Genomic DNA, 20,335 nt, shown 5'->3' on the forward strand with positions numbered 1-20,335 from the left:
ATGCCGCAGGTGATTTTTCTGCCCCACGAGAAGTTCTGCCCGGAAGGGCTGGTGGTGGAGGTGGAACCAGGAACCAACATCCTGGAGCTGGCCCACGAGCACCACATCGAGATGGAAAGCGCCTGTGGCGGCGTGTGTGCCTGCACCACCTGCCACTGCATCGTGCGTGAAGGCTTCGATTCGCTCGAAGAAGCCGACGAACTCGAGGAAGACATGCTCGACAAGGCCTGGGGCCTGGAGCCACAGTCGCGCCTGGCGTGCCAGGTGATCGTTGGTGAGCAAGACCTGACCATCGAGATTCCGAAGTACACGATCAACCTGGCCGCCGAAGCGCCGCACTGATTCAGGGAGCCATCATGAGTCTGAAATGGGTTGATGTACTTGAAATTGCAATCCAGCTTGCCGAAAGCAAGCCGGAAGTCGATCCTCGTTATGTGAACTTCGTCGATCTGCACCAGTGGGTGCTGGCATTGCCGGATTTCAGTGACGATCCGCAGCGTGGCGGCGAGAAGGTTCTCGAAGCCATCCAGGCGGCCTGGATCGAAGAAGCCGACTGAGCGCGCTCGGCAGGTTAGGCAATCCCCCGGAACCCGCGTATAATTCGCGGGTTTAATTTTTCGCTTCACTCAACGTTTCTGGAGTTTTCCATGGCTGTTCAACGTACTTTCTCGATCATCAAGCCTGACGCAGTTGCTAAAAACGTGATCGGCGAGATCACCACCCGTTTCGAAAAAGCCGGCCTGCGCGTCGTTGCTTCGAAACTGAAGCAACTGTCCAAAGCCGAAGCCGAAGGCTTCTACGCTGAGCACAAAGAGCGCGGTTTCTTCGGTGACCTGGTTGCTTTCATGATCTCCGGTCCTGTTGTTGTTCAGGTTCTGGAAGGCGAAAACGCTATCGCTCTGAACCGTGAGCTGATGGGCGCTACCAACCCTAAAGAAGCTGCTCCAGGCACCATCCGCGCTGACTTCGCTGAATCCATCGACGCCAACGCCGTTCACGGTTCGGACTCCGAAGCCGCTGCTGCTCGCGAAATCGCTTACTTCTTCGCAGCTACCGAGGTAACCACTCGCTAAGCGAAAGCTTACGGGTGAGGGTGAATCCATGACGACATCGACTGGCAAAACTAACCTGTTGGGGCTGACCCAGCCGGAAATGGAAAAATTCTTCGACTCTATCGGGGAGAAGCGTTTCCGTGCCGGTCAGGTAATGAAATGGATTCACCACTTTGGCGTCGATGATTTCGACGCCATGACGAATGTCGGCAAGGCCTTGCGCGAAAAGCTCAAGGCGGTTGCCGAGATTCGCGGTCCGGAAGTGGTCAGCGAGGACATCTCCAGCGACGGCACCCGTAAATGGGTGGTGCGCGTGGCGTCCGGCAGCTGCGTCGAGACCGTGTACATCCCCCAGGGCAAGCGTGGCACCCTGTGTGTCTCGTCCCAGGCCGGTTGCGCCCTGGACTGCAGCTTCTGCTCCACCGGCAAGCAAGGATTCAACAGCAACCTCACCGCCGCCGAAGTGATCGGCCAGGTGTGGATTGCCAACAAGTCGTTCGGCAGCATTCCCGCCACCATCGACCGCGCCATCACCAACGTGGTGATGATGGGCATGGGCGAACCGCTGCTGAACTTCGACAACGTGGTCGCCGCCATGCATTTGATGATGGACGACCTCGGCTACGGTATTTCCAAGCGCCGGGTGACCCTGTCCACCTCTGGCGTTGTTCCGATGATCGAAGAGCTGGCCAAGCACATCGACGTTTCCCTGGCCCTGTCGCTGCACGCGCCGAACGATGCGCTGCGCAACGAACTGGTGCCGCTCAACAAGAAGTACCCGCTCAAGGTATTGCTCGAGGCGTGCATGAACTACATGTCGCAACTGGGCGAGAAGCGCGTACTGACCATTGAGTACACCTTGCTCAAGGACGTCAACGACAAGCTCGAGCACGCCGTGGAAATGGCCGAGCTGCTCAAGAACGTACCGTGCAAGATCAACCTGATCCCGTTCAACCCGTTCCCGCATTCCGGTTACGAGCGCCCGAGCAACAACGCCATCCGCCGCTTCCAGGACCACCTGCATCACGCCGGTTACAACGTCACGGTGCGTACCACCCGTGGTGAAGACATCGACGCGGCGTGCGGCCAGCTGGTTGGCCAGGTAATGGACCGCACCCGTCGCAGCGAGCGCTATATCGCCGTGCGTCAGTTGAACGCCGACGCTGACGTGCAAGAAAGCGCCGCGCGTAACTAAAGAGAGGACCTCCATGACCCTGCGCTTCGCGCTGTCGATCCTGGCGCTCGCCCTGCTTGCAGGTTGCGTGTCCGGCGGGAGTTCGGACGCGCTGGGCAGTCGTGAAGGGCGCGAACAGGCGCGGCAGGCCTATGTGCAGTTGGGCCTGGGTTATTTGCAACAAGGTTTGACCGAGCAGGCCAAGGCGCCGCTGAAAAAAGCCCTCGACCTCGATAGCCAGGATGCCGCAGCCAATGCGGCCCTGGCTTTGGTGTTTCAGGCCGAAGACGAGCCGGAACTGGCCGAGGCGCACTTTCGCAAGGCCCTGGCCAGCCGCCCGGACGACAGCCGAATTCGCAACAATTACGGCAGTTTCCTTTATGCTCGTGGGCAATACGCCCAGGCGCAGCAGATGTTTGCCCAAGCGGCGGCCGATACCCTGTATCCTGAACGCTCCCGGGTGTTCGAGAACCTCGGCCTGACCGCGCTCAGGCAAGGCCAGCGCGCGCAAGCGCAGGAATACCTGGTAAAAGCTTTGCGACTCAACCAGCAGCAACCGCGCGCGTTGCTGGAAATGGCTGAGTTGTCTTACGAAGACAGGCATTATGTGCCGGCCCGTGACTACTACGATCGTTTCAGCCAGCTGAGCGACCACAGTGCCCGCAGCCTGCTGCTGGGCAGTCGCCTGGCCAATGTCTTCGAAGAACGGAACAAGGCCAGCGAGCTGGGCCTGCAATTACAACGACTTTATCCCGGTACGCCGGAATATCAGCAATACCTGTCGGAGCAATGATGAAAGCGGCGCATCCCGAAGCAGCAGCAGCGACTCGCGAAAATCCCGGTGAAATCCTGCGTCAGGCCCGCGAGAGCAGGGACTGGTCCCAGGCCGAAGTGGCTCGCAAGCTCAACCTCACCGTGAGTTCCCTGAACAATCTTGAAGCCGGCGCCTTCGACAAGCTGCCGGGGCATACCTTTGCCCGAGGCTACATCCGCGCCTATGCCAAGCTGCTGGACATGGATCAGGCCACTCTGGTGCAGGCCTTCGACCAGTGCACCGGTACCCACGCCCAGGGCAGCGACGTGCACGCCCTGGGCCGCATCGAAGAACCGGTACGCCTGTCGCACAATATCCTGCGCATCGTCAGCCTGGTGCTGCTGGTGGTGGTGATCGGTGGTGGCTTCTTCTGGTGGCAGGACCAGACCAGCTTGCGCGGCAAGGACCTGGCCAACATGGCCCTGGAGCACGTCGAAGTCGAAAGCGCCGACGGCACTACCCAGATTCACCCGCTGGACGAGCCTGAAGACCAGGCCGTGACCGCGGGTCAGCAACCGCAAAGCACGACGCTGAACCTTGAGCAGGCCTCGACGCCCGCCGAGCAGGCCGGCGCAGCACCAGCTGAACAAGTAGCGACTGAACAAGCACCCGCCGCGCAAGCACCGGCCAGCCCGGCTGCCGCACCTGCTGCCAGCGCTGCGCTAGCGCCAGCGGCTCCGGTGGCCCCGGTTGTGCCTGCTCCGGCGCCAGCCCCGGCTGCACCGGTGGTCAATAGCACGGTTGCCGCAGCACCGGCAGCACCTGCTGCTCCAGCCCCGGCTGGTAGCGGCCAGCTGCACTTGCAGTTCAACGCCGATTGCTGGACTTCGGTCACCGATGGCAACGGCAAGGTGCTGTTCAGCGCCATCAAGCGCAAGGGCGACAGCCTGGACCTGACCGGCAAGCCGCCATTCGCGGTCCGCCTGGGCTTTGCCCGTGGCGTGCAGGTCAGCTACAACGGCCAGCCTGTCGACGTTGCGCCGTTCACCAGTGGCGAGACCGCTCGCCTGAAGTTGGGACAATAAGTCATGCACGGCGAATCTCCGATCAAACGTCGCGAATCCCGGAAAATCTGGGTAGGTAATGTGCCTGTTGGCGGCGATGCTCCCATCGCGGTCCAGAGCATGACCAACACCGACACCAATGACGTGGCCGCGACTGTGGCGCAGATCAACCGCCTGGTCGATGCCGGCGTCGACATCGTGCGCGTCTCGGTACCGGACATGGACGCTGCCGAAGCCTTCGGCAAGATCAAGCAACGGGTCAGCGTACCGCTGGTCGCCGACATCCATTTCGACTACCGCATTGCCCTGCGCGTAGCCGAGCTGGGCGTTGACTGCCTGCGCATCAACCCGGGCAACATCGGTCGCGAAGACCGCGTGCGTGCGGTGGTCGATGCCGCCCGCGACCGCGGTATCCCGATCCGGATCGGCGTCAACGCCGGTTCCCTGGAAAAAGACCTGCAGAAAAAGTACGGCGAGCCAACCCCGGCGGCGCTGGTCGAATCGGCCATGCGTCACGTCGAGCACCTCGACCGCCTGGATTTCCAGGATTTCAAGGTCAGCGTCAAGGCCTCCGACGTGTTCATGGCCGTCGAAGCCTACCGCCTGCTGGCCAAGCAGATCATCCAGCCGCTGCACCTGGGTATCACCGAAGCCGGCGGCCTGCGCTCGGGCACGGTGAAATCCGCAGTGGGCCTGGGTATGCTGCTTGCTGAAGGGATTGGCGATACTATTCGCATTTCGCTGGCAGCTGACCCGGTCGAAGAGGTCAAGGTCGGCTACGACATCCTCAAGTCCTTGCACCTGCGTTCGCGTGGCATCAACTTCATCGCCTGCCCGAGCTGCTCGCGGCAGAACTTCGATGTGGTCAAGACCATGAACGAGCTGGAAGGGCGCCTGGAAGACTTGCTGGTGCCGCTGGACGTGGCAGTGATCGGGTGCGTGGTCAACGGTCCGGGCGAGGCCAAGGAAGCCCATGTCGGGCTCACCGGCGGCACGCCGAACCTGATCTACATCGACGGCAAGCCTGCACAGAAGCTGACCAATGACAACCTGGTCGATGAGCTGGAAAAACTCATCCGCCAGAAAGCGGCTGAAAAAGCCGAGGCCGACGCGGCGCTGATCGCCCGTGGCTGACTGACACAGAATTGTTAAGGGATTTTCCGTGAGCAAATCGCTGCAAGCCATCCGTGGCATGAACGATATCCTGCCCGATCAGACGCCGCTGTGGCGCTATTTCGAGAGCACCGTGGCCGGTCTGCTGGATACCTATGGCTATCGCCAGATCCGCACGCCGATCGTCGAGTTCACCGAGCTGTTCAAGCGCTCGATCGGTGAAGTCACCGACATCGTCGAAAAAGAGATGTACACCTTCGACGACCGCAACGGCGACTCCCTGACCCTGCGCCCGGAAGGCACCGCCGCCTGCGTGCGGGCTGTGCTCGAACATGGCATCAGCGGTAGTGGCCAGGTGCAGAAGCTCTGGTACATCGGCCAGATGTTCCGCCACGAGCGTCCACAAAAAGGCCGTTATCGCCAGTTCCACCAGATTGGTGTCGAAGTCTTCAACCTTGACGGTCCGGACATCGACGCCGAGCTGATCATGCTCACCTGGCGCCTCTGGGGCCTGCTGGGCATCCGTGACGCGGTCAAGCTCGAGCTCAACAGCCTGGGCACCAGCGAAGCCCGTGCCCGCTACCGTGACGCGCTGGTCGAGTTTCTCTCGGCGCGCCTGGAGCAACTGGACGAAGACAGCCAGCGCCGCTTGAAAAGCAACCCGCTGCGCATCCTCGACAGCAAGGACCCGAACACCCAGGCGGTGCTGGTCGACGCGCCAAAACTCGAAGACTACCTGGACGAAGAGTCCCGCGTGCACTTCGACGGCCTGAAAGCACGCCTGGATGCCGCCGGCATCCCGTTCGTGATCAACACCAAGCTGGTGCGTGGCCTGGACTACTACAGCAAGACCGTTTTCGAATGGGTCACCGACAAGCTCGGCTCCCAAGGCACCGTGTGTGCCGGTGGCCGCTACGACGGCCTGGTCGAGCAGATGGGCGGCAAGCCGACCCCGGGCGTTGGTTTCGCCATGGGCATCGAGCGCCTGATCCTGTTGCTGGAAACCCTTGAGCAGGTGCCGGAATCGATCAACCGCCAGGTCGACGTTTACCTGTGCGCCTTCGGCGAGCAGGCCGAGCTGGCTGGGCTGACCCTGAGCGAGCGCCTGCGTGACCGTCTGCCGAACCTGCGCCTGCAGGTCAACGCCGGTGCTGGCAGCTTCAAGAGCCAGTTCAAGAAGGCCGACAAGAGCAACGCGCTGTTCGCCTTGATCCTGGGGGACGACGAACTGGCGCAACAAGTGGTAGGTTTCAAGCCCCTGCGCGGTCAGGGCGAACAACAAAACATTGCCTGGGATGCTCTGGCAGAGCACCTGGAAGCCTCGCTCGCGCAGGCGTGAGGCGAGTCAACAGCCGATTTGGTGAAAAGGAGTATTGGGGTGTCGAGTACCGATGATGAACAACTGGTCGCGATGAAGGACTGGTGGGACCGCAATGGCAAGCCGCTGGTAACCGGTGGCCTGCTGGCGCTGGTCGTGGTGTTCGGCTGGCAAGCCTGGCAGAAATACCAGACCAACCAGTCGCAAGGCGCCTCGAACCTCTACCAGGCCCTGCTGGAGACTACCCTGACGCCAACTGGCGAGCCTGACGCGGCCAAGGTCGCCGAGCTGTCCGGCAAGCTCAAGAACGAATTTGGCGGCTCGGCCTATGCCCAGTACGCCAGCCTGTTCGTGGCCAAGGTGGCCGTCGAGAGCGGCAAGCTCGATGACGCCGCCGCCGAGCTCAAGCTGGTGATGGACAAGCCGGCTGACGCAACCTTGGGCGAAATCGCCCGTCAGCGCCTGGCCCGTGTCCTGGCTGCGCAGAAAAAGGTTGAAGAGGCGCTGAAGCTGCTCGAAGGCGATGCCGACCAGGCCTTCCTGGCCAGCCGCGAAGAGCTCAAGGGTGACCTGCTGGTACAACTGGGCCGCGCTGGCGAAGCCCATGCCGCTTACGAAAAAGCCAAGGCCGCGCTGTCTGACGATGCCGCGATCGGTGGCCTGCAACTCAAGCTCGACGACCTGGCCAAAGGGGATGCGTGACGTGATCGGTTGGAAACATGCAGCAGTGCTGACCCTGGCCCTTCTGGCCGTGGGTTGCAGCAGCAACAGCAAAAAGGAATTGCCGCCGGCCGAACTCACCAAGTTCACCGAAGAGGTGGTCCTCAAGAAGCAGTGGAGCCGCTCGATCGGTGACGGTCAGGGCGAGACCTTCAACATGCTGGTGCCGGCGATCGAAAACGACCGCATCTATGCCGCCGATGTCACCGGCGTGGTGATGGCGCTGGATCGCAACAACGGCGACGTGGCCTGGAAGAAGGACCTCGAACTGCCGGTGTCCGGCGCCGTTGGCGTCGGTTACGGCATGGTCATGCTCGGTACCCTCAAAGGCGAAGTGATTGCCCTGGATGCCAGCACCGGTGAAGAACGCTGGCGCTCGCGCGTTACCAGTGAAGTACTGGCTCCGCCGGCCACCAACGGTGACGTGGTGGTGGTGCAGACCCAGGACGACCGCGTGATCGGCCTGGACGCCAGCACTGGCGACCGTCGCTGGATCTACGAAAGCACGCCAGCGGTACTCACCTTGCGTGGTACCGGCGCGCCGATCGTGACCAACCGTCTGGCCGTTGTCGGCCTGTCGACCGGCAAGGTGATTGCCCTCGACACCCAGAACGGCGTGCCGGTCTGGGAGCAGCGCGTGGCCATCCCGCAAGGTCGCTCGGAGCTCGACCGGGTGGTGGATATCGACGGCGGCCTGCTGCTGTCCGGCGGTACCCTGTACGTTTCCAGCTACCAGGGCCGCGTCGCCGGCCTGGACTTGGAGAGCGGCCGGGTACTGTGGCAGCGTGATGCTTCCAGCTACACCGGTGTGGCCCAGGGCTTCGGTAACGTCTACGTGAGCCTGGCTTCGGGCACCGTGGAAGGCATCGACGAGCGCTCCTCCAGCGCGCTGTGGAGCAACGACTCGCTGGCACGCCGCCAGCTGTCGGCGCCGGAAGTGTTCTCCAGCTATGTGGCGGTGGGTGACCTGGAAGGTTACCTGCACCTGCTCAGCCAGGTCGATGGTCGTTTCGTCGGTCGTGAGCGTATCGACAGCGATGGCCTGCGCGCCCGTCCGTTGGTGGTGGGTGACACCATCTATGTGTACGGCAACAGCGGCAAGCTCGAGGCGCTGACCATCCGCTGAGGCTATGCTTGAGGCCATGCCGGCCTCGGGCTGCGGCACTTCGGGTGCCGCTCGAACTCCGGCCGCTGCAGTGCAGCGGCCTTTGTATTTTCTGAATTTACGCAGTGGAGAGCCGAATGGTTCCCGTAATCGCCCTGGTGGGCCGACCGAACGTCGGTAAATCCACCATGTTCAACCGCCTGACCAGGACCCGCGACGCTATCGTCGGCGACCTGTCCGGGCTGACCCGAGACCGCCAGTACGGTGAAGCGCGCTGGCAAGGCCGCTCGTACATCCTGGTCGACACCGGTGGTATTTCCGGTGACGAGCAAGGCATGGACGAAAAAATGGCCGAGCAGTCGCTGCTGGCCATCGAAGAAGCCGATGTGGTCTTGTTCCTGGTCGATGCCCGTGCTGGCCTGACCGCCGCCGACCAGATGATTTCCGAGCACCTGCGCAAGCGCAACAAACGCTCGTTCCTGGTCGCCAACAAGATCGACAACATCGATCCGCTGGCGGCCATCGCCGAGTTCTCGCCGCTGGGCATGGGTAACGCCATTGGTGTCGCCGGCGCCCAGGGCCGTGGCGTCAACAACCTGCTGGAAGCCGTGCTCAGCGACTTCCCGCGCGACAAGGACGAGGAAGAGATCGACACCGACGTCGCCGAAGGCGAGGAAGCGGTGCGCATTCCTGGCCCGAGCGAAAAAGACGGGATCAAGATCGCGATCATCGGCCGGCCGAACGTCGGCAAGTCGACCCTGGTCAACCGCATGCTTGGTGAAGAGCGGGTCATCGTCTATGACCAGCCCGGCACCACCCGCGACAGTATCTACATTCCCTTCGAGCGCAACGAAGAGAAGTACACCCTGATCGACACCGCCGGGGTGCGCAAGCGCGGCAAGATCCACGAAGAAGTCGAGAAGTTCTCCGTGGTCAAGACCCTGCAGGCGATCAAGGACGCCAACGTGGTGATCTTCGTCATGGACGCCCGCGAAGGCGTGGTCGACCATGACCTGAACCTGCTGGGCTTTGCCCTGGAAGCCGGTCGCGCCATCGTCATCGCCCTGAACAAGTGGGACGGCATGCAGCCGAGCGAGCGCGACTACGTGAAGACCGAGCTGGAACGCCGGCTGTTCTTCGTCGACTTCGCCGACATCCACTTCATCTCGGCGCTGCACGGCACCGGCGTGGGCAACCTGTACCAGTCGGTACAGAACTCGTTCAAGTCGGCGGTCACCCGCTGGCCGACCAGCCGCCTGACCCAGATCCTCGAAGACGCAGTCAGCGAGCATCAGCCGCCGATGGTCAACAGCCGCCGGATCAAGCTGCGCTATGCCCACCTCGGTGGCGCCAACCCGCCGATCATCGTGATCCACGGCAACCAGGTCGAGAAGGTACCCAAGTCTTACTCGCGCTACCTGGAAAACACCTACCGCCGCGTGCTCAAGCTGGTCGGTACGCCGATCCGTATCGAGTACAAGGGCAGTGACAACCCGTACGAAGGCAACAAGAACACCTTGACCGACCGCCAGGTCAACAAGAAGCGTCGCTTGATGTCGCACCACAAGAAAGCCGAGAAGAAGCGTAAAGACAAACGCTAACAAGGCTTGAGGGCCTCTTCGCTGGCAAGCCCGCCCCCACTATGTGGGAGCAGGCTTGACCCGCGATTGGCCTGCGACTGTTACAACCTTTTTCCTGACCGATCAATCCGCTATGCTCGGTCCCAGACCGCGCCGCCTCGAGCCGGATAGTGCTGCAGGAAAGAGGGCTCCATGATCAGTAGCAAGTTGCCGAACGTCGGCACGACCATCTTTACCACCATGTCCCAGCTCGCCGCGCAAACCGGCGCCTTGAACCTGTCCCAGGGTTTTCCCGATTTCAACGGCCCGCAAGCACTGCTCGATGCGGTAGGCCGGCATGTCAGTGCCGGACACAACCAGTACAGCCCCATGACCGGCTTGCCGGCATTGCGCCAGCAGGTGGCGAACAAGATCGCCCGCAGCTATGGCGTCAGCGTCGATGCCGAGCATGAAGTCACCATCACTCCCGGTGCCACCGAAGCGATCTTCTGTGCCATTCAGGCGGTGATTCGCACAGGCGACGAGGTCATCGTCTTCGACCCCAGTTACGACAGCTATGAGCCCTCGGTAGAGCTGGCCGGTGGCCGTTGCGTGCATGTGCAACTCACTGACGGCGAGTTCGCCATCGACTGGCAGAAACTCACCGACGCGCTCAGCCCGCGCACGCGGATGATCATCCTCAATTCGCCGCACAACCCCAGCGGCGCGTTGATCAGCCGCGACGACCTGGACAAGCTGGCGCTGCTGATCGCCGAGCGCGATATCTACCTGATCAGCGACGAAGTCTACGAGCACCTGGTGTTCGACGGCGTGCAGCACGCCAGTGTGTTGGCCCATGAGGCGCTGTACCCGCGCGCTTTCGTGGTCAGCTCGTTCGGCAAGACCTATCACGTCACTGGCTGGAAAACCGGCTATGTGGTGGCGCCGCCAGCCCTCAGCGCCGAGCTGCGCAAGGTCCACCAGTACGTCAACTTCTGCGGCGTGACGCCGCTGCAATGGGCGCTGGCCGATTTCATGGCGGCGCACCCGGAACATGTCGAAGAACTGCCGGCCTTCTACCAGGCCAAGCGCGACCTGTTCTGCGATCTGTTGGGCAGCTCGCGCTTGGAGTTCAGGCGCAGCGCTGGCACTTACTTCCAGCTGGTGGATTATTCGCAGATTCGCCCGGACCTGAACGACGTCGACATGTCGCTGTGGCTGACCCGTGAGCATGGCGTGGCGACCATTCCGGTGTCGGTGTTCTACCAGCACCCTATTCCCGAGCAGCGCCTGGTGCGCCTGTGCTTTGCCAAACGCGAGGAGACGCTGCGTCAGGCAGCGGAAAAACTATGCGCGATCTGAGTAGCCTGCCGAACCTGAACATCGCGTTGGTGCAGACCAGCCTGGCCTGGCAGGACCGCCTGGCCAACTACGAACATTTCGAAACCCTGCTGGAGCAGGCCCGTGGCGCCGACCTGATCATTCTCCCGGAGATGTTCACCACTGGTTTTTCCATGGACTCCGAAAGCCTGGCCGAGCCCGAGAACGGGCCGACCTACAAATGGCTCAAGAGCCAGGCCAAAAAGTTCGATGCCGTGGTTACCGGCAGCGTGATCATCCAGGCCGCCGACGGTAGCCACCGCAATCGCCTGCTGTGGGCGCGGCCCGATGGCGAGATCCTGTTCTACGACAAGCGCCACCTGTTCCGCATGGCCGGTGAGCACAAGCACTACACCCCAGGCGAACGCCAGGTGCAGTTCGAGATCAAGGGCTGGCGGGTCCGGCCGTTGATCTGCTACGACCTGCGGTTCCCGGTATGGAGCCGCGATGCCCAGGACACCGACCTGCTGCTGTACACCGCCAACTGGCCGGCCGCCCGTCGCCAGCACTGGAACCGCCTGTTGCCGGCGCGGGGCATCGAGAACCTCTGCTACGTGGCGGCGGTGAACCGCGTGGGTACCGACGGCAAGGGCTTTGCCTACACCGGCGACAGCCAGGTACTGGACTTCCAGGGAGAGAGCCTGCTGAGTGCAGGGGAGGCTGACGGGGTGTTTACCGTCGTGCTCAGCGCGACGGACCTTGCGGCCTACCGCGCGCGGTTTCCGGCCAATCTGGATGCCGATACCTTCGATCTGCATTGATCGCAATCGCAGGCAAGCCCGCTCCCATACCAGACCTGTGGGAGCGGGCTTGACCCGCGATGGGGCCCTCAAGGCTTAGTACACATCCCGCCGATAGCGCCCCAGCTCGATCAGCCGTTCAACCTCGGCAGCCCCCAGCACCTCGTTGAGCACCTCATCGACGCCACTGGCCATGCCCTGCAAACTGCCGCAGATGTAGATCGACGCGCCCTGATCCAGCCAGCGCCGCAGCTCTGGCGCCTGTTCGCGCAAGCGGTCCTGCACGTAGACCTTGTGGCTCTGATCGCGAGAAAAGGCCAGGTCCAGCCGCGCCAGATCAGCGCTGCGCTGCCAGCCCTGCAGCTCATCCCCGCAGAGAAAGTCATACGCCTGGTTGCGTTCGCCGAACAGCAGCCAGTTGCGCTGCTCGCCGGCCACGATGCGGCCCTTGAGCAGGCTGCGCAGCCCGGCCAGCCCGGTACCGTTGCCGATCAGGATCATTGGCGTTGCCGGTGCCGGCAGGTGGAAACCGCTGTTGCGGCGCAGGCGCAGGCTGACGCTGTTATCCACAGCCAGGTGCTCGGTCAGCCAGCCCGAACCCAGGCCCAGGCTGCCGTCAGGGTGGCGTTCCTGGCGTACGATCAGCTCTAGCACGCCGTCACTGGCGATCGAAGCAATCGAGTATTCCCGAGCAGCCAGCGGGATCAGCGCATCGACCAGGGCCTGGGCGTGCAGGCCGACCAGGTGCTCGCGGCTTTTCGGCAACTGGCGGCTGGCCAGGGCCTGCAGCAGGCTCTCCTGCAGGCCTTCGACCTGCACGCAAGTTTCGCCATCAAGCCCCAGGCCCTTGAGGAACAGCTCAAGGCTCCGGGTATTGTTGCGGGGGAGGATCTCCACCAGGTCTCCAGCTTCCCACTGCGCGGGTTGCTCAGGCGTGAGGCCGAGCAGATAGACCGCCGAGCCCTGGCTGCCCGGATTGATCAATTCTCGACTGACAAGGGTCCAGTTGCCGAACTCGGGTGCTTGCCAGGCAACAGGCGGCGTGCTTGCGGTGATTTTCGCAAGTTCTTGTTGCCAGTGCTGCAAGGCCGCCGGGTCAGCGCTGTCGACTTCTACCGGGGTGAAGGCGCTAGTGGCACCGCGCTCGCCTAGCCAGGCCTGCAGGCGCCGGGCAAAGCCGCAGAAATGCGGGTACTGGCGGTCGCCCAGGGCGAGCAGGGCATAGTTCAGATTACCCAGGGCCCAGGGCTGTCCAAGCACTTTACGTTCAAAGCCGCGGGCGCTGTCGGGAGCTTCGCCGTCACCGAAGGTGCTGACCACGAACAGCGCTTGCCGGGCCTGGTTCAAGTCCTGCTCGGTCAGCTCGGCCAGGGGCCGGACCTGTACCGCGACGCCGGCAGCCTGCAGTTGCCCTGCGCTTTGCCAGGCCAGTTGCTCGGCAAAGCCGCTCTGGCTGGCAAAGCCTACCAGCCAGCCGCCGTCTTGCCCGTTCGCAGGCGCGAGATTGCCTCGTGCAGCGCGAACCTGGCGCTTTTTACGCCGGCGGTCCAGGTACAACAGCCAGCCGGTGACGAAGAACAGCGGCATGCTCAAACTGGCGATAGTCACCAGAATCCGCCCGGTCAGGCCAAAGTAGCTGCCCACGTGCAGGGCATAGACGCTGGCCAATAGCTGTGCCTTGAACGACTTGTCGGCGTAGCGCTCGTTGGTCTTCACCTGGCCGCTGGCCGGGTCGATGCTCAGGGTGTTGAGCGCGCGTTCGTGTTCGGCGCCTTCAAGCAGGTAGAAGATCGTTGCCGGTTGCCCGCCGGCTGGCGGCAGGCGCAGGTTGTAGCTGGTCATGTCGGGGCCGGCAGCGGCCTGCAGGCTGGCCCAGACGGCGTCGTAGTCGACCACCAGCGGCTTGGCGTCCTTGCCCAGGGCACCACCCGGGCGCCCGCCGCGGCCTTCGCCGCGCTTGTGTTGCTGACCAGCAGCCGGGCTGTCGGCGAGCAGCTTGTTCAGGCCTTCGCGGTACCACTCGTAGCTCCAGAACAGGCCGGTGAGGGCAAACAGCAGATAGAACAGCAAGCACCAGGTACCGGCCACGGCGTGCAGGTCCCAGTTGAAGGCGCGGCCTTTTTTCGCCCAGTCCAGGGTCAGCCAGGTCCGCCAGTTCAGTGCCTTGCGCGGCCAGCGCAGGTAGAGGCCCGAGAGGCAGAAAAAAATCAGCATCAGGGTACAGGCGCCCGTGATCTGTCGGCCGCTATCACCCATGGCCAGGAAGCGGTGCAACTGCAGCATCAGGTCGAAAAAGCCCTGACCGGCTACCTCGCCCTGCAGCTTGCCGGTGTACGGGTCGGCATAGCGCAACACGCCCCGACGCTCGCCGGGAGGAGGGGTGAAGAAAACCCGCGCGGCCCTGTCGCTACGCGGCTGGACCCAGAGCATGGCGACCTTGTCGCCTTGCTCGGTCTCGATCCTGCGCACCAGCTCAGGCATCGGCAGTACGCCTTGCTGACGTACCTCGACGGTAAGTACCTCGGGGTTGAACAGTTCCAGCAGCTCATCCTGGAACGACCAGATGGCACCGGTAATGCCCATCAGCGCCAGCACCAGGCCGGCAGTAATGCCGAAGAACCAGTGCAGTTGAAACAGGGATTTCTTCACCACATCAATCACCTTGTCGTGTCGCAAATGCGAATGCGACGCGCATTATGCCTTGATACACAAAAGCCCAGCTCACCTAAATGAACGGGGCTTGCTGCACGCACCAATCTGAAGTGGACGTTCGCACTCAGGCCATGTTCGATCCTGATAGTGCCCCTTCGGCCGAAAGAGCTTGTAGAGAGTCAATGGGAATCAATACCATTGGCATCCTTTCACCTTCAGGTGCTGTGCCATGCTGCTACCTATTTCCGGCCTGTTTTCCACCGAGGAGGTTCAGCGTATTCGTGAGGCGCTGGAACAAACCGAATGGGCCGACGGCAAGATCACCGCGGGTTACCAGTCGGCCAAGGCCAAGCACAACCTGCAGTTGCCCGAAGGCCACCCGCTGGCCAAGGAAATTGGCACGGCGCTGATCGAACGCTTGTGGCAGCATCCGCAATTCATGTCGGCGGCCTTGCCGCACAAGGTGTTCCCGCCGCTGATCAATTGCTATCGAGAGGGCGGCAGCTTCGGTTTTCACATCGACAACGCCTTGCGCCAACCCCAAGGCAGCCACGAGCGGGTGCGTACGGACCTGTCCTCGACGCTGTTCCTGAGCAACCCCGAGGACTACGACGGCGGTGAGCTGGTGATCCAGGACACCTATGGCGTGCAGCAGGTGAAGCTGGCAGCGGGCGACCTGGTGTTGTACCCGGGCACCAGCCTGCACAAGGTCAACCCGGTGACCCGTGGGGCGCGTTATGCGGCGTTTTTCTGGACCCAGAGCCTGGTGCGCGAAGACAGCCAGCGTGCGTTGCTGTACGAGATGGACCAGGCCATCCAGCAGCTGGGCGCCGATGTGCCTGATCACCCGGCGCTGATCCAGCTGACCGGCACCTACCACAACCTGTTGCGCCGCTGGGTCGAGGTCTGAGCCATGACTTTCGCCTTGCGCAACCGCCAGGAACTGGACTGCGCACAGATCGCCCAGATGCTCGAACACAGCCCGGGCAAAGCTGCCCAGGCATTGCTGGCCGCCGCGGGGCAGGACATCGTCGAGGCGCAGGTGCTGCTTGGACAGATCCTTCTCGACGGGCGTGGCATCGAGAAAGACCCGGCCCTGGCCCGGCGCTGGTTTGCCATCGCCGCCAAGCGTGGCAGTGCCATGGCGCACAACATGCTCGGGCGTTGCCTGGAGCATGGCTGGGGAGGGGCGCCAGATGTCTCGACTGCAGCCACGGCCTATCGCCGGGCTGCTGAAATGGGGCTGGACTGGGGCTTGTACAACTACGCCAACCTGCTGGGTACCGGTCGTGGGGTGGTTCAGAACCATCCCTTGGCATTGCGCTGCTATCGACAAGCCGCCCATATGGGCCATGCCAAGTCGATGAACCTGTATGGCCGTTACCTGGAGCAGGGGCTGGCCTGTGAAAGCGACGTCGGCATGGCTCTCGACTGGTATCGCCGTTCAGCCGAGGCGGGGGATTTTCGCGGGCAGTTCAGCTATGCCACGGTGCTGATGGAGCGCAATCAGTTCGATGACGCAATGCTCTGGTTTGACAAAGCTCTGCAGGGCGGCAATCAGAATTTCCTGCTCAGTAGCGTATCCACCTTGCAGCAGGTCCAGCGCTCGCGCCTGCTGCCTGTCCTGCGTGCCTATGAGCAGCGTCTGGCGCTCATGCAGTTTCACCGTTAGACGGGAAGTCTTCGATGAGTTTCCAGGGAATCAATGCAGTCTGCGCTGCTTGTGACGGAACGCCCAAGATCGAGTACCTGGCCTAAATCTAAAAGGACTTTAGAATGGTTGATCACGTTGATAAATCGTTTATCGCGACCCTGTACTCAACAAAATCCGGCCGTTCAGGTCAGATTGGCATCAGTGCACAGCGTACCGAGTTTGATTTTGCAGAAAGTGGCTGGCTACAGATTGTTGGGCATGGGCAGCGGGTACGGCCGATCAACTTTCGTTTTCAGTTCGTTGAAGATCAAGGTGACCGGATTCATTACGACATTACCTGTGCATCCAAGGTTGACGGTTACCTGGGGAAGACGCTGGGAAGAAGTAGTGGCGGCTATCTCGGGTTATACGGAAAAAACGAAATTACCTTCTTCTGGAAAGTTCAGCCGCTCGCAGAGTGGTACGGTGGCAGTGAACGCCACTTCATCCTGCGTGACTACGAGGGCCACGAGGTAAAGGACTACTACAGTCATCGGGACGGCGACAGGTTTTTAAATGCTTATGAAGGTAAGCCACTGAGCTTCGCGGTCAGGGTCAAGGCGCTCCTGTAAGCGTTGCTTAATATACTGATAACCCCAGCCGTGCGTGAATGATAGATGCGCAAAGCTTGGCGGTGGTGATGCCCCAGGTTTTGCATTACGGCGCAAATCGACACCGCGCGGACTTGATGAACGAAGGTTTCCCCTTGAGGAAAGCCTGCGTGGTGGGGCTAGGCACTGGGCAGGGATAAGGTGGGCGGAGGTCGTTTCCGTTGACCGTCTACCCAGGCCAGGAGGCCATTATGAAAGACCCTCGAAAGCACTCATTCCATGCGTATCTGAACAGCACGACCCCCGGACATCAAGGGCAGGTCGGCATCTCGCGCACCAGCCGAAGCATCATTGTCGACCTTGCCACTAGCGGCTGGTTGCAGGTGATCACCGCCAGGAACAGGCGCGATGTCAGCGGTGCGAGATTTCGCTTCGACTACCTGGAGACGCGAGGTGATCGAATTCACTACCGCATCAGTTGCGATTCGAACGTGGAAAACTACTACGGTCGCAAGTTGGGCGTCAGCCGTAATGGCTACATCGGATTGTATGAAAACGATGCCTCGCCATTCTGGAAACTCGAGACCATCGGTGATTGGGACGGCAGCAATCGGCTGCAGTTCTATTTGCGTGACCATAGAGGCCATCTGGCGGGAAACTACGAGTCCTTCAATGGCGACAAGTTTCTCAATGTCGATGAGGGGAGCCGCTTGAGCATGGTCGCCACTGACATCTATCTGCTCTGACATTTGCTCTTGTGCCATTGATGAGGGCGGCGCTTGTCGCCGCCCTCGCTCAGGTACTACCGGTCATAGGCTTTCAATGGCGCGAAGCCGTTGAACTCCACCGCGTTGTAGCGGGTGGTGTAGGCACCGGTCGACAGCTAGTACAGGCGGTCACCGATCGCGGCAGGCGGTACTTACAGTGCTCGTACATGCTGTCGGCCATCTGCAGCAGGCAAACGGGGAAAGTGTGCAAGCTGATAGCGAGCGAGAGGTTGACCTAACGTCGACTGGGCTGCCTATCTCGGCAATGCAGAAAGAGCACTCGATCATGACGACTTACTTGCAGCATCTGTCTTTTCTCGCCTCAATAGCATGTACCTCGCCCGGTTATCGGGGGCGCGTCGAAGCGAGTGAACTCAAACCTGTCCGTCCCGGTGGAAATCCTTTCCAACCAGGCGAAGTGTTGCCCAATCAAACAGGTTGGGTGACGGCTACTGATTTTCCGTTATCACCGCAGCCGTTCTGGTTCGGCTGTTTTCGCCATGCCGATGGAAGCCTGGGATACGAAATCAGACGATGGGCTCGCCATGAGGCTTATCACAACTATCGCCTGGACCTGAGTCAGAATAGCTATGTCGGACTGTATGCGCCCGGTAGCGAACCGCTTGCCCATTGGTGGATGGGCGACGTCCAATTCAACGGGTTTACTGTAGAGCCCGGACTCCACTCACGTATGCACCTGTTGGCAAATCGCAAAAAACCTTTGCGCGCACACACCCGGCGACAGGTGCGCGATCACTGGTACTGCTTTTTGAATGCCGAAAACGGAGACGTGCTTGAATTCACACTGGATATTCAATCCGTTGGCGAAGAGCGTCGTTGACGCTCAAGGGTTGCGATGGCGACAGGAGGTGTCGCCATCGCGGCTAGATTACAAGTAGTAGGCCTTCAACGGCGGAAAGCCGTTGAATTCCACCGCGCTGTAGCTGGTGGTGTAGGCACCGGTCGACAGCCAGTACAGGCGGTCACCGATTGCCAGGTTCAGCGGCAGGCCGTACTTGTAGTGCTCGTACATGATGTCGGCGCTGTCGCAGGTAGGGCCTGCGATCACCACTTCTTCCATCTCGCCTTTCTTCTCGGTCCAGATCGGGAACTTGATGGACTCGTCCATGGTTTCGATCAGGCCGGAGAACTTGCCCACGTCGGTGTACACCCAGCGCTCGACAGCGGTACGCGATTTACGCGCCACCAGCACCACTTCACTGACCAGGATGCCGGCGTTGGCAATCAGCGAACGGCCTGGCTCGAGGATGATTTCCGGCAGGTCGTCGCCGAAGTCTTCCTTGAGGAAGCGAATGATCTCTTCGGCGTAGGTTTCCAGGCTGTTGGTACGGGTGATGTAGTTGGCCGGGAAGCCGCCACCCATGTTGATCAGCTTGAGTTCGATGCCGTCTTCTTCTTTCAGGCGCTCGAAGATCACTTTCACTTTGGCGATGGCTGCGTCCCAGACGCTGATGTCGCGCTGCTGCGAGCCGACGTGGAACGACACGCCGTATGGCACCAGGCCCAGGTCGCGGGCGAGGATAAGCAGGTCCATAGCCATGTCGGTCTGGCAGCCGAACTTGCGCGACAGTGGCCAGTCGGCGGTGGTCGAGCCTTCGGTGAGGATGCGCACGTAGACTTTCGAGCCCGGGGCGGCCTTGGCGATATTGCGCAGGTCGGCTTCGGAGTCGGTGGCGTACAGGCGCACGCCCTTCTCGTAGAAGTAGCGAATGTCCTTGGATTTCTTGATGGTGTTGCCGTAGCTGATGCGATCGGCGCTGACGCCGCGGCCCATCACCTTGTCCAGCTCGTAGATCGAGGCGATGTCGAAGCTCGAGCCCTTTTCCTTGAGCAGGTCGATGATCTCCACGGCCGGGTTGGCCTTGACCGCGTAGTAGACCTTGGCGAATTCGAAACCGGCGCGCAGGTCGTCATAGGCCTGGCTGATCATCTGCGTGTCGATGAGCACGAACGGGGTTTCTTGCTTGTCGGCGAACGCCTTCATTTTCTGGAAGGTATCGCGCGCGAAGTAGTCTTCGACCTGAATCGACATGCTTAGGGACTCCATGGGCAAACTGAAAAAATAAGTGGCTGCAACTGAACGTCCTCCGTATCCCCACTTTGGTTCGCCTACTTCCCAAGGCATGTCGCCGAAAGCAAAAAGGTCATCCGTGCGTGATAAAGCGAGCTACGGGTGACCTTGCTGTCTCGTCGTCAGTACTTGAGCCGGATGGATCGTTTCCAGCATGGACGTTCGGCGCGAACTTTAGGACCTGAGGGGCTTGAGATCAACAAAAAATGTCGCGTTTTTGCACACGTCCGTCGCCCCGGGGCGGCCAGCCACTTTGTTACCGACCCAGGTAAACAGTAGATGTTCAATTTGATGACAAAAGCGTTAAAAATACCGGTATACGCCTGGATCTCCCGTAGAACACGCAAATGGATGCAATGGTCGAAGTTGGTGGCGAAAGTGCGGTAAATATCGGTCATTTGGGGGCGCAACGACGCTCAAGCGCAGCATGCGTTTCATCGGTGGCCGTTCATATTTTTTTCCGCCCTGACAGCTGGTCGTCGACACACTTTTTCGTCGATTTTTTTCCCGCCGGGCGCTTCGTCGGCAGCAGCGATCTTCGATTGCCGGTCTTAATAAGAAACATTACTATTCGCGCCACTCCTCCTCCTCGCCTGCGAAG

General features: G+C 61.2%; 20 protein-coding genes and 1 pseudogene. 18 read left to right on the forward strand and 3 right to left on the reverse strand.

Annotated elements, in window-relative coordinates:
• The 13 genes from fdx (at nt 1) to BV82_RS05235 (ending at nt 12,000) form a co-directional block, all read left to right on the forward strand.
• Nucleotides 1-342, forward strand: a complete 342-nt coding sequence (gene fdx, locus BV82_RS05175) for an ISC system 2Fe-2S type ferredoxin (RefSeq protein WP_010223459.1) — start codon at nt 1-3, stop codon at nt 340-342.
• Between the two features lie 14 nt (nt 343-356).
• Nucleotides 357-557 (forward strand): Fe-S cluster assembly protein IscX, encoded by a 201-nt coding sequence (gene iscX / locus BV82_RS05180; RefSeq protein WP_010223458.1) that lies wholly within the window; start codon nt 357-359, stop codon nt 555-557.
• Between the two features lie 90 nt (nt 558-647).
• Complete coding sequence (gene ndk, locus BV82_RS05185; RefSeq protein WP_010223457.1) at nt 648-1,073, forward strand: nucleoside-diphosphate kinase; 426 nt, start codon at nt 648-650, stop codon at nt 1,071-1,073.
• Between the two features lie 28 nt (nt 1,074-1,101).
• A complete protein-coding gene (gene rlmN, locus BV82_RS05190; protein ID WP_010223456.1) occupies nt 1,102-2,247 on the forward strand; it encodes a dual-specificity RNA methyltransferase RlmN in 1,146 nt (381 codons plus the stop codon).
• A gap of 13 nt (nt 2,248-2,260) precedes the next feature.
• Nucleotides 2,261-3,019: a type IV pilus biogenesis/stability protein PilW gene (pilW, locus tag BV82_RS05195; RefSeq protein WP_010223455.1), complete on the forward strand. Its 759-nt coding sequence runs from the start codon at nt 2,261-2,263 to the stop codon at nt 3,017-3,019.
• Nucleotides 3,019-4,065 (forward strand): RodZ domain-containing protein, encoded by a 1,047-nt coding sequence (locus tag BV82_RS05200; RefSeq protein ID WP_036993917.1) that lies wholly within the window; start codon nt 3,019-3,021, stop codon nt 4,063-4,065. Before pilW ends, BV82_RS05200 begins: the two co-directional genes overlap by 1 nt.
• Before the next feature lie 3 nt (nt 4,066-4,068).
• Complete coding sequence (ispG, locus tag BV82_RS05205; protein WP_010223453.1) at nt 4,069-5,178, forward strand: flavodoxin-dependent (E)-4-hydroxy-3-methylbut-2-enyl-diphosphate synthase; 1,110 nt, start codon at nt 4,069-4,071, stop codon at nt 5,176-5,178.
• A gap of 28 nt (nt 5,179-5,206) precedes the next feature.
• Nucleotides 5,207-6,496, forward strand: a complete 1,290-nt coding sequence (gene hisS, locus BV82_RS05210; protein WP_010223452.1) for a histidine--tRNA ligase — start codon at nt 5,207-5,209, stop codon at nt 6,494-6,496.
• Nucleotides 6,497-6,568: 72 nt separating this feature from the next.
• Complete coding sequence (locus BV82_RS05215) at nt 6,569-7,177, forward strand: tetratricopeptide repeat protein (protein ID WP_174242319.1); 609 nt, start codon at nt 6,569-6,571, stop codon at nt 7,175-7,177.
• A complete protein-coding gene (gene bamB / locus BV82_RS05220; RefSeq protein ID WP_026001344.1) occupies nt 7,170-8,321 on the forward strand; it encodes an outer membrane protein assembly factor BamB in 1,152 nt (383 codons plus the stop codon). The genes BV82_RS05215 and bamB overlap by 8 nt, the downstream gene beginning before the upstream one ends.
• Nucleotides 8,322-8,437: 116 nt before the next feature.
• Nucleotides 8,438-9,901, forward strand: coding sequence for a ribosome biogenesis GTPase Der (gene der / locus BV82_RS05225; protein ID WP_010223449.1), 1,464 nt, complete (start codon nt 8,438-8,440; stop codon nt 9,899-9,901).
• Nucleotides 9,902-10,072: 171 nt separating this feature from the next.
• Entirely contained in the window at nt 10,073-11,221 is a 1,149-nt protein-coding gene (locus BV82_RS05230) for a pyridoxal phosphate-dependent aminotransferase (protein ID WP_010223448.1), read from the forward strand.
• On the forward strand, nt 11,209-12,000 hold the full coding sequence (locus BV82_RS05235) for an amidohydrolase (RefSeq protein WP_036993919.1): 792 nt from the start codon (nt 11,209-11,211) through the stop codon (nt 11,998-12,000). The genes BV82_RS05230 and BV82_RS05235 overlap by 13 nt, the downstream gene beginning before the upstream one ends.
• A gap of 75 nt (nt 12,001-12,075) precedes the next feature.
• Here the strand turns inward: BV82_RS05235 and BV82_RS05240 are convergent, their stop codons facing one another.
• Nucleotides 12,076-14,631 (reverse strand): PepSY domain-containing protein, encoded by a 2,556-nt coding sequence (locus BV82_RS05240; RefSeq protein WP_036994271.1) that lies wholly within the window; start codon nt 14,629-14,631, stop codon nt 12,076-12,078.
• Between the two features lie 229 nt (nt 14,632-14,860).
• On the opposite strand from BV82_RS05240, the gene BV82_RS05245 reads away from it, so the two are divergent.
• The 4 genes from BV82_RS05245 (at nt 14,861) to BV82_RS05260 (ending at nt 17,621) form a co-directional block, all read left to right on the forward strand.
• Nucleotides 14,861-15,541 carry a Fe2+-dependent dioxygenase gene (locus BV82_RS05245; protein ID WP_036993920.1) on the forward strand — a complete coding sequence of 227 codons (681 nt, stop codon included), beginning with the start codon at nt 14,861-14,863 and terminating at the stop codon, nt 15,539-15,541.
• A gap of 3 nt (nt 15,542-15,544) precedes the next feature.
• On the forward strand, nt 15,545-16,303 hold the full coding sequence (locus tag BV82_RS05250) for a tetratricopeptide repeat protein (protein ID WP_036993921.1): 759 nt from the start codon (nt 15,545-15,547) through the stop codon (nt 16,301-16,303).
• Between the two features lie 104 nt (nt 16,304-16,407).
• A complete protein-coding gene (locus BV82_RS05255) occupies nt 16,408-16,896 on the forward strand; it encodes a hypothetical protein (protein ID WP_010223443.1) in 489 nt (162 codons plus the stop codon).
• 230 nt (nt 16,897-17,126) lie between these two features.
• Nucleotides 17,127-17,621, forward strand: coding sequence for a hypothetical protein (locus tag BV82_RS05260; RefSeq protein WP_010223442.1), 495 nt, complete (start codon nt 17,127-17,129; stop codon nt 17,619-17,621).
• A 56-nt stretch (nt 17,622-17,677) separates the two neighbouring features.
• Here BV82_RS05260 and BV82_RS05265 read toward each other — a convergent pair.
• Nucleotides 17,678-17,820: pseudogene (locus BV82_RS05265) on the reverse strand (type III PLP-dependent enzyme); the annotation flags it as partial.
• A 108-nt stretch (nt 17,821-17,928) separates the two neighbouring features.
• Here BV82_RS05265 and BV82_RS05270 point away from each other — a divergent pair.
• Complete coding sequence (locus tag BV82_RS05270) at nt 17,929-18,483, forward strand: hypothetical protein (RefSeq protein ID WP_145959265.1); 555 nt, start codon at nt 17,929-17,931, stop codon at nt 18,481-18,483.
• A gap of 48 nt (nt 18,484-18,531) precedes the next feature.
• Here BV82_RS05270 and BV82_RS05275 read toward each other — a convergent pair whose 3' ends face one another.
• Nucleotides 18,532-19,695, reverse strand: a complete 1,164-nt coding sequence (locus BV82_RS05275) for a type III PLP-dependent enzyme (protein ID WP_036993923.1) — start codon at nt 19,693-19,695, stop codon at nt 18,532-18,534.
• Nucleotides 19,696-20,335 lie beyond the last annotated feature (640 nt).

This window comes from Pseudomonas donghuensis (assembly GCF_000696345.2).
In the GTDB taxonomy this organism is placed as follows: domain Bacteria; phylum Pseudomonadota; class Gammaproteobacteria; order Pseudomonadales; family Pseudomonadaceae; genus Aquipseudomonas; species Aquipseudomonas donghuensis.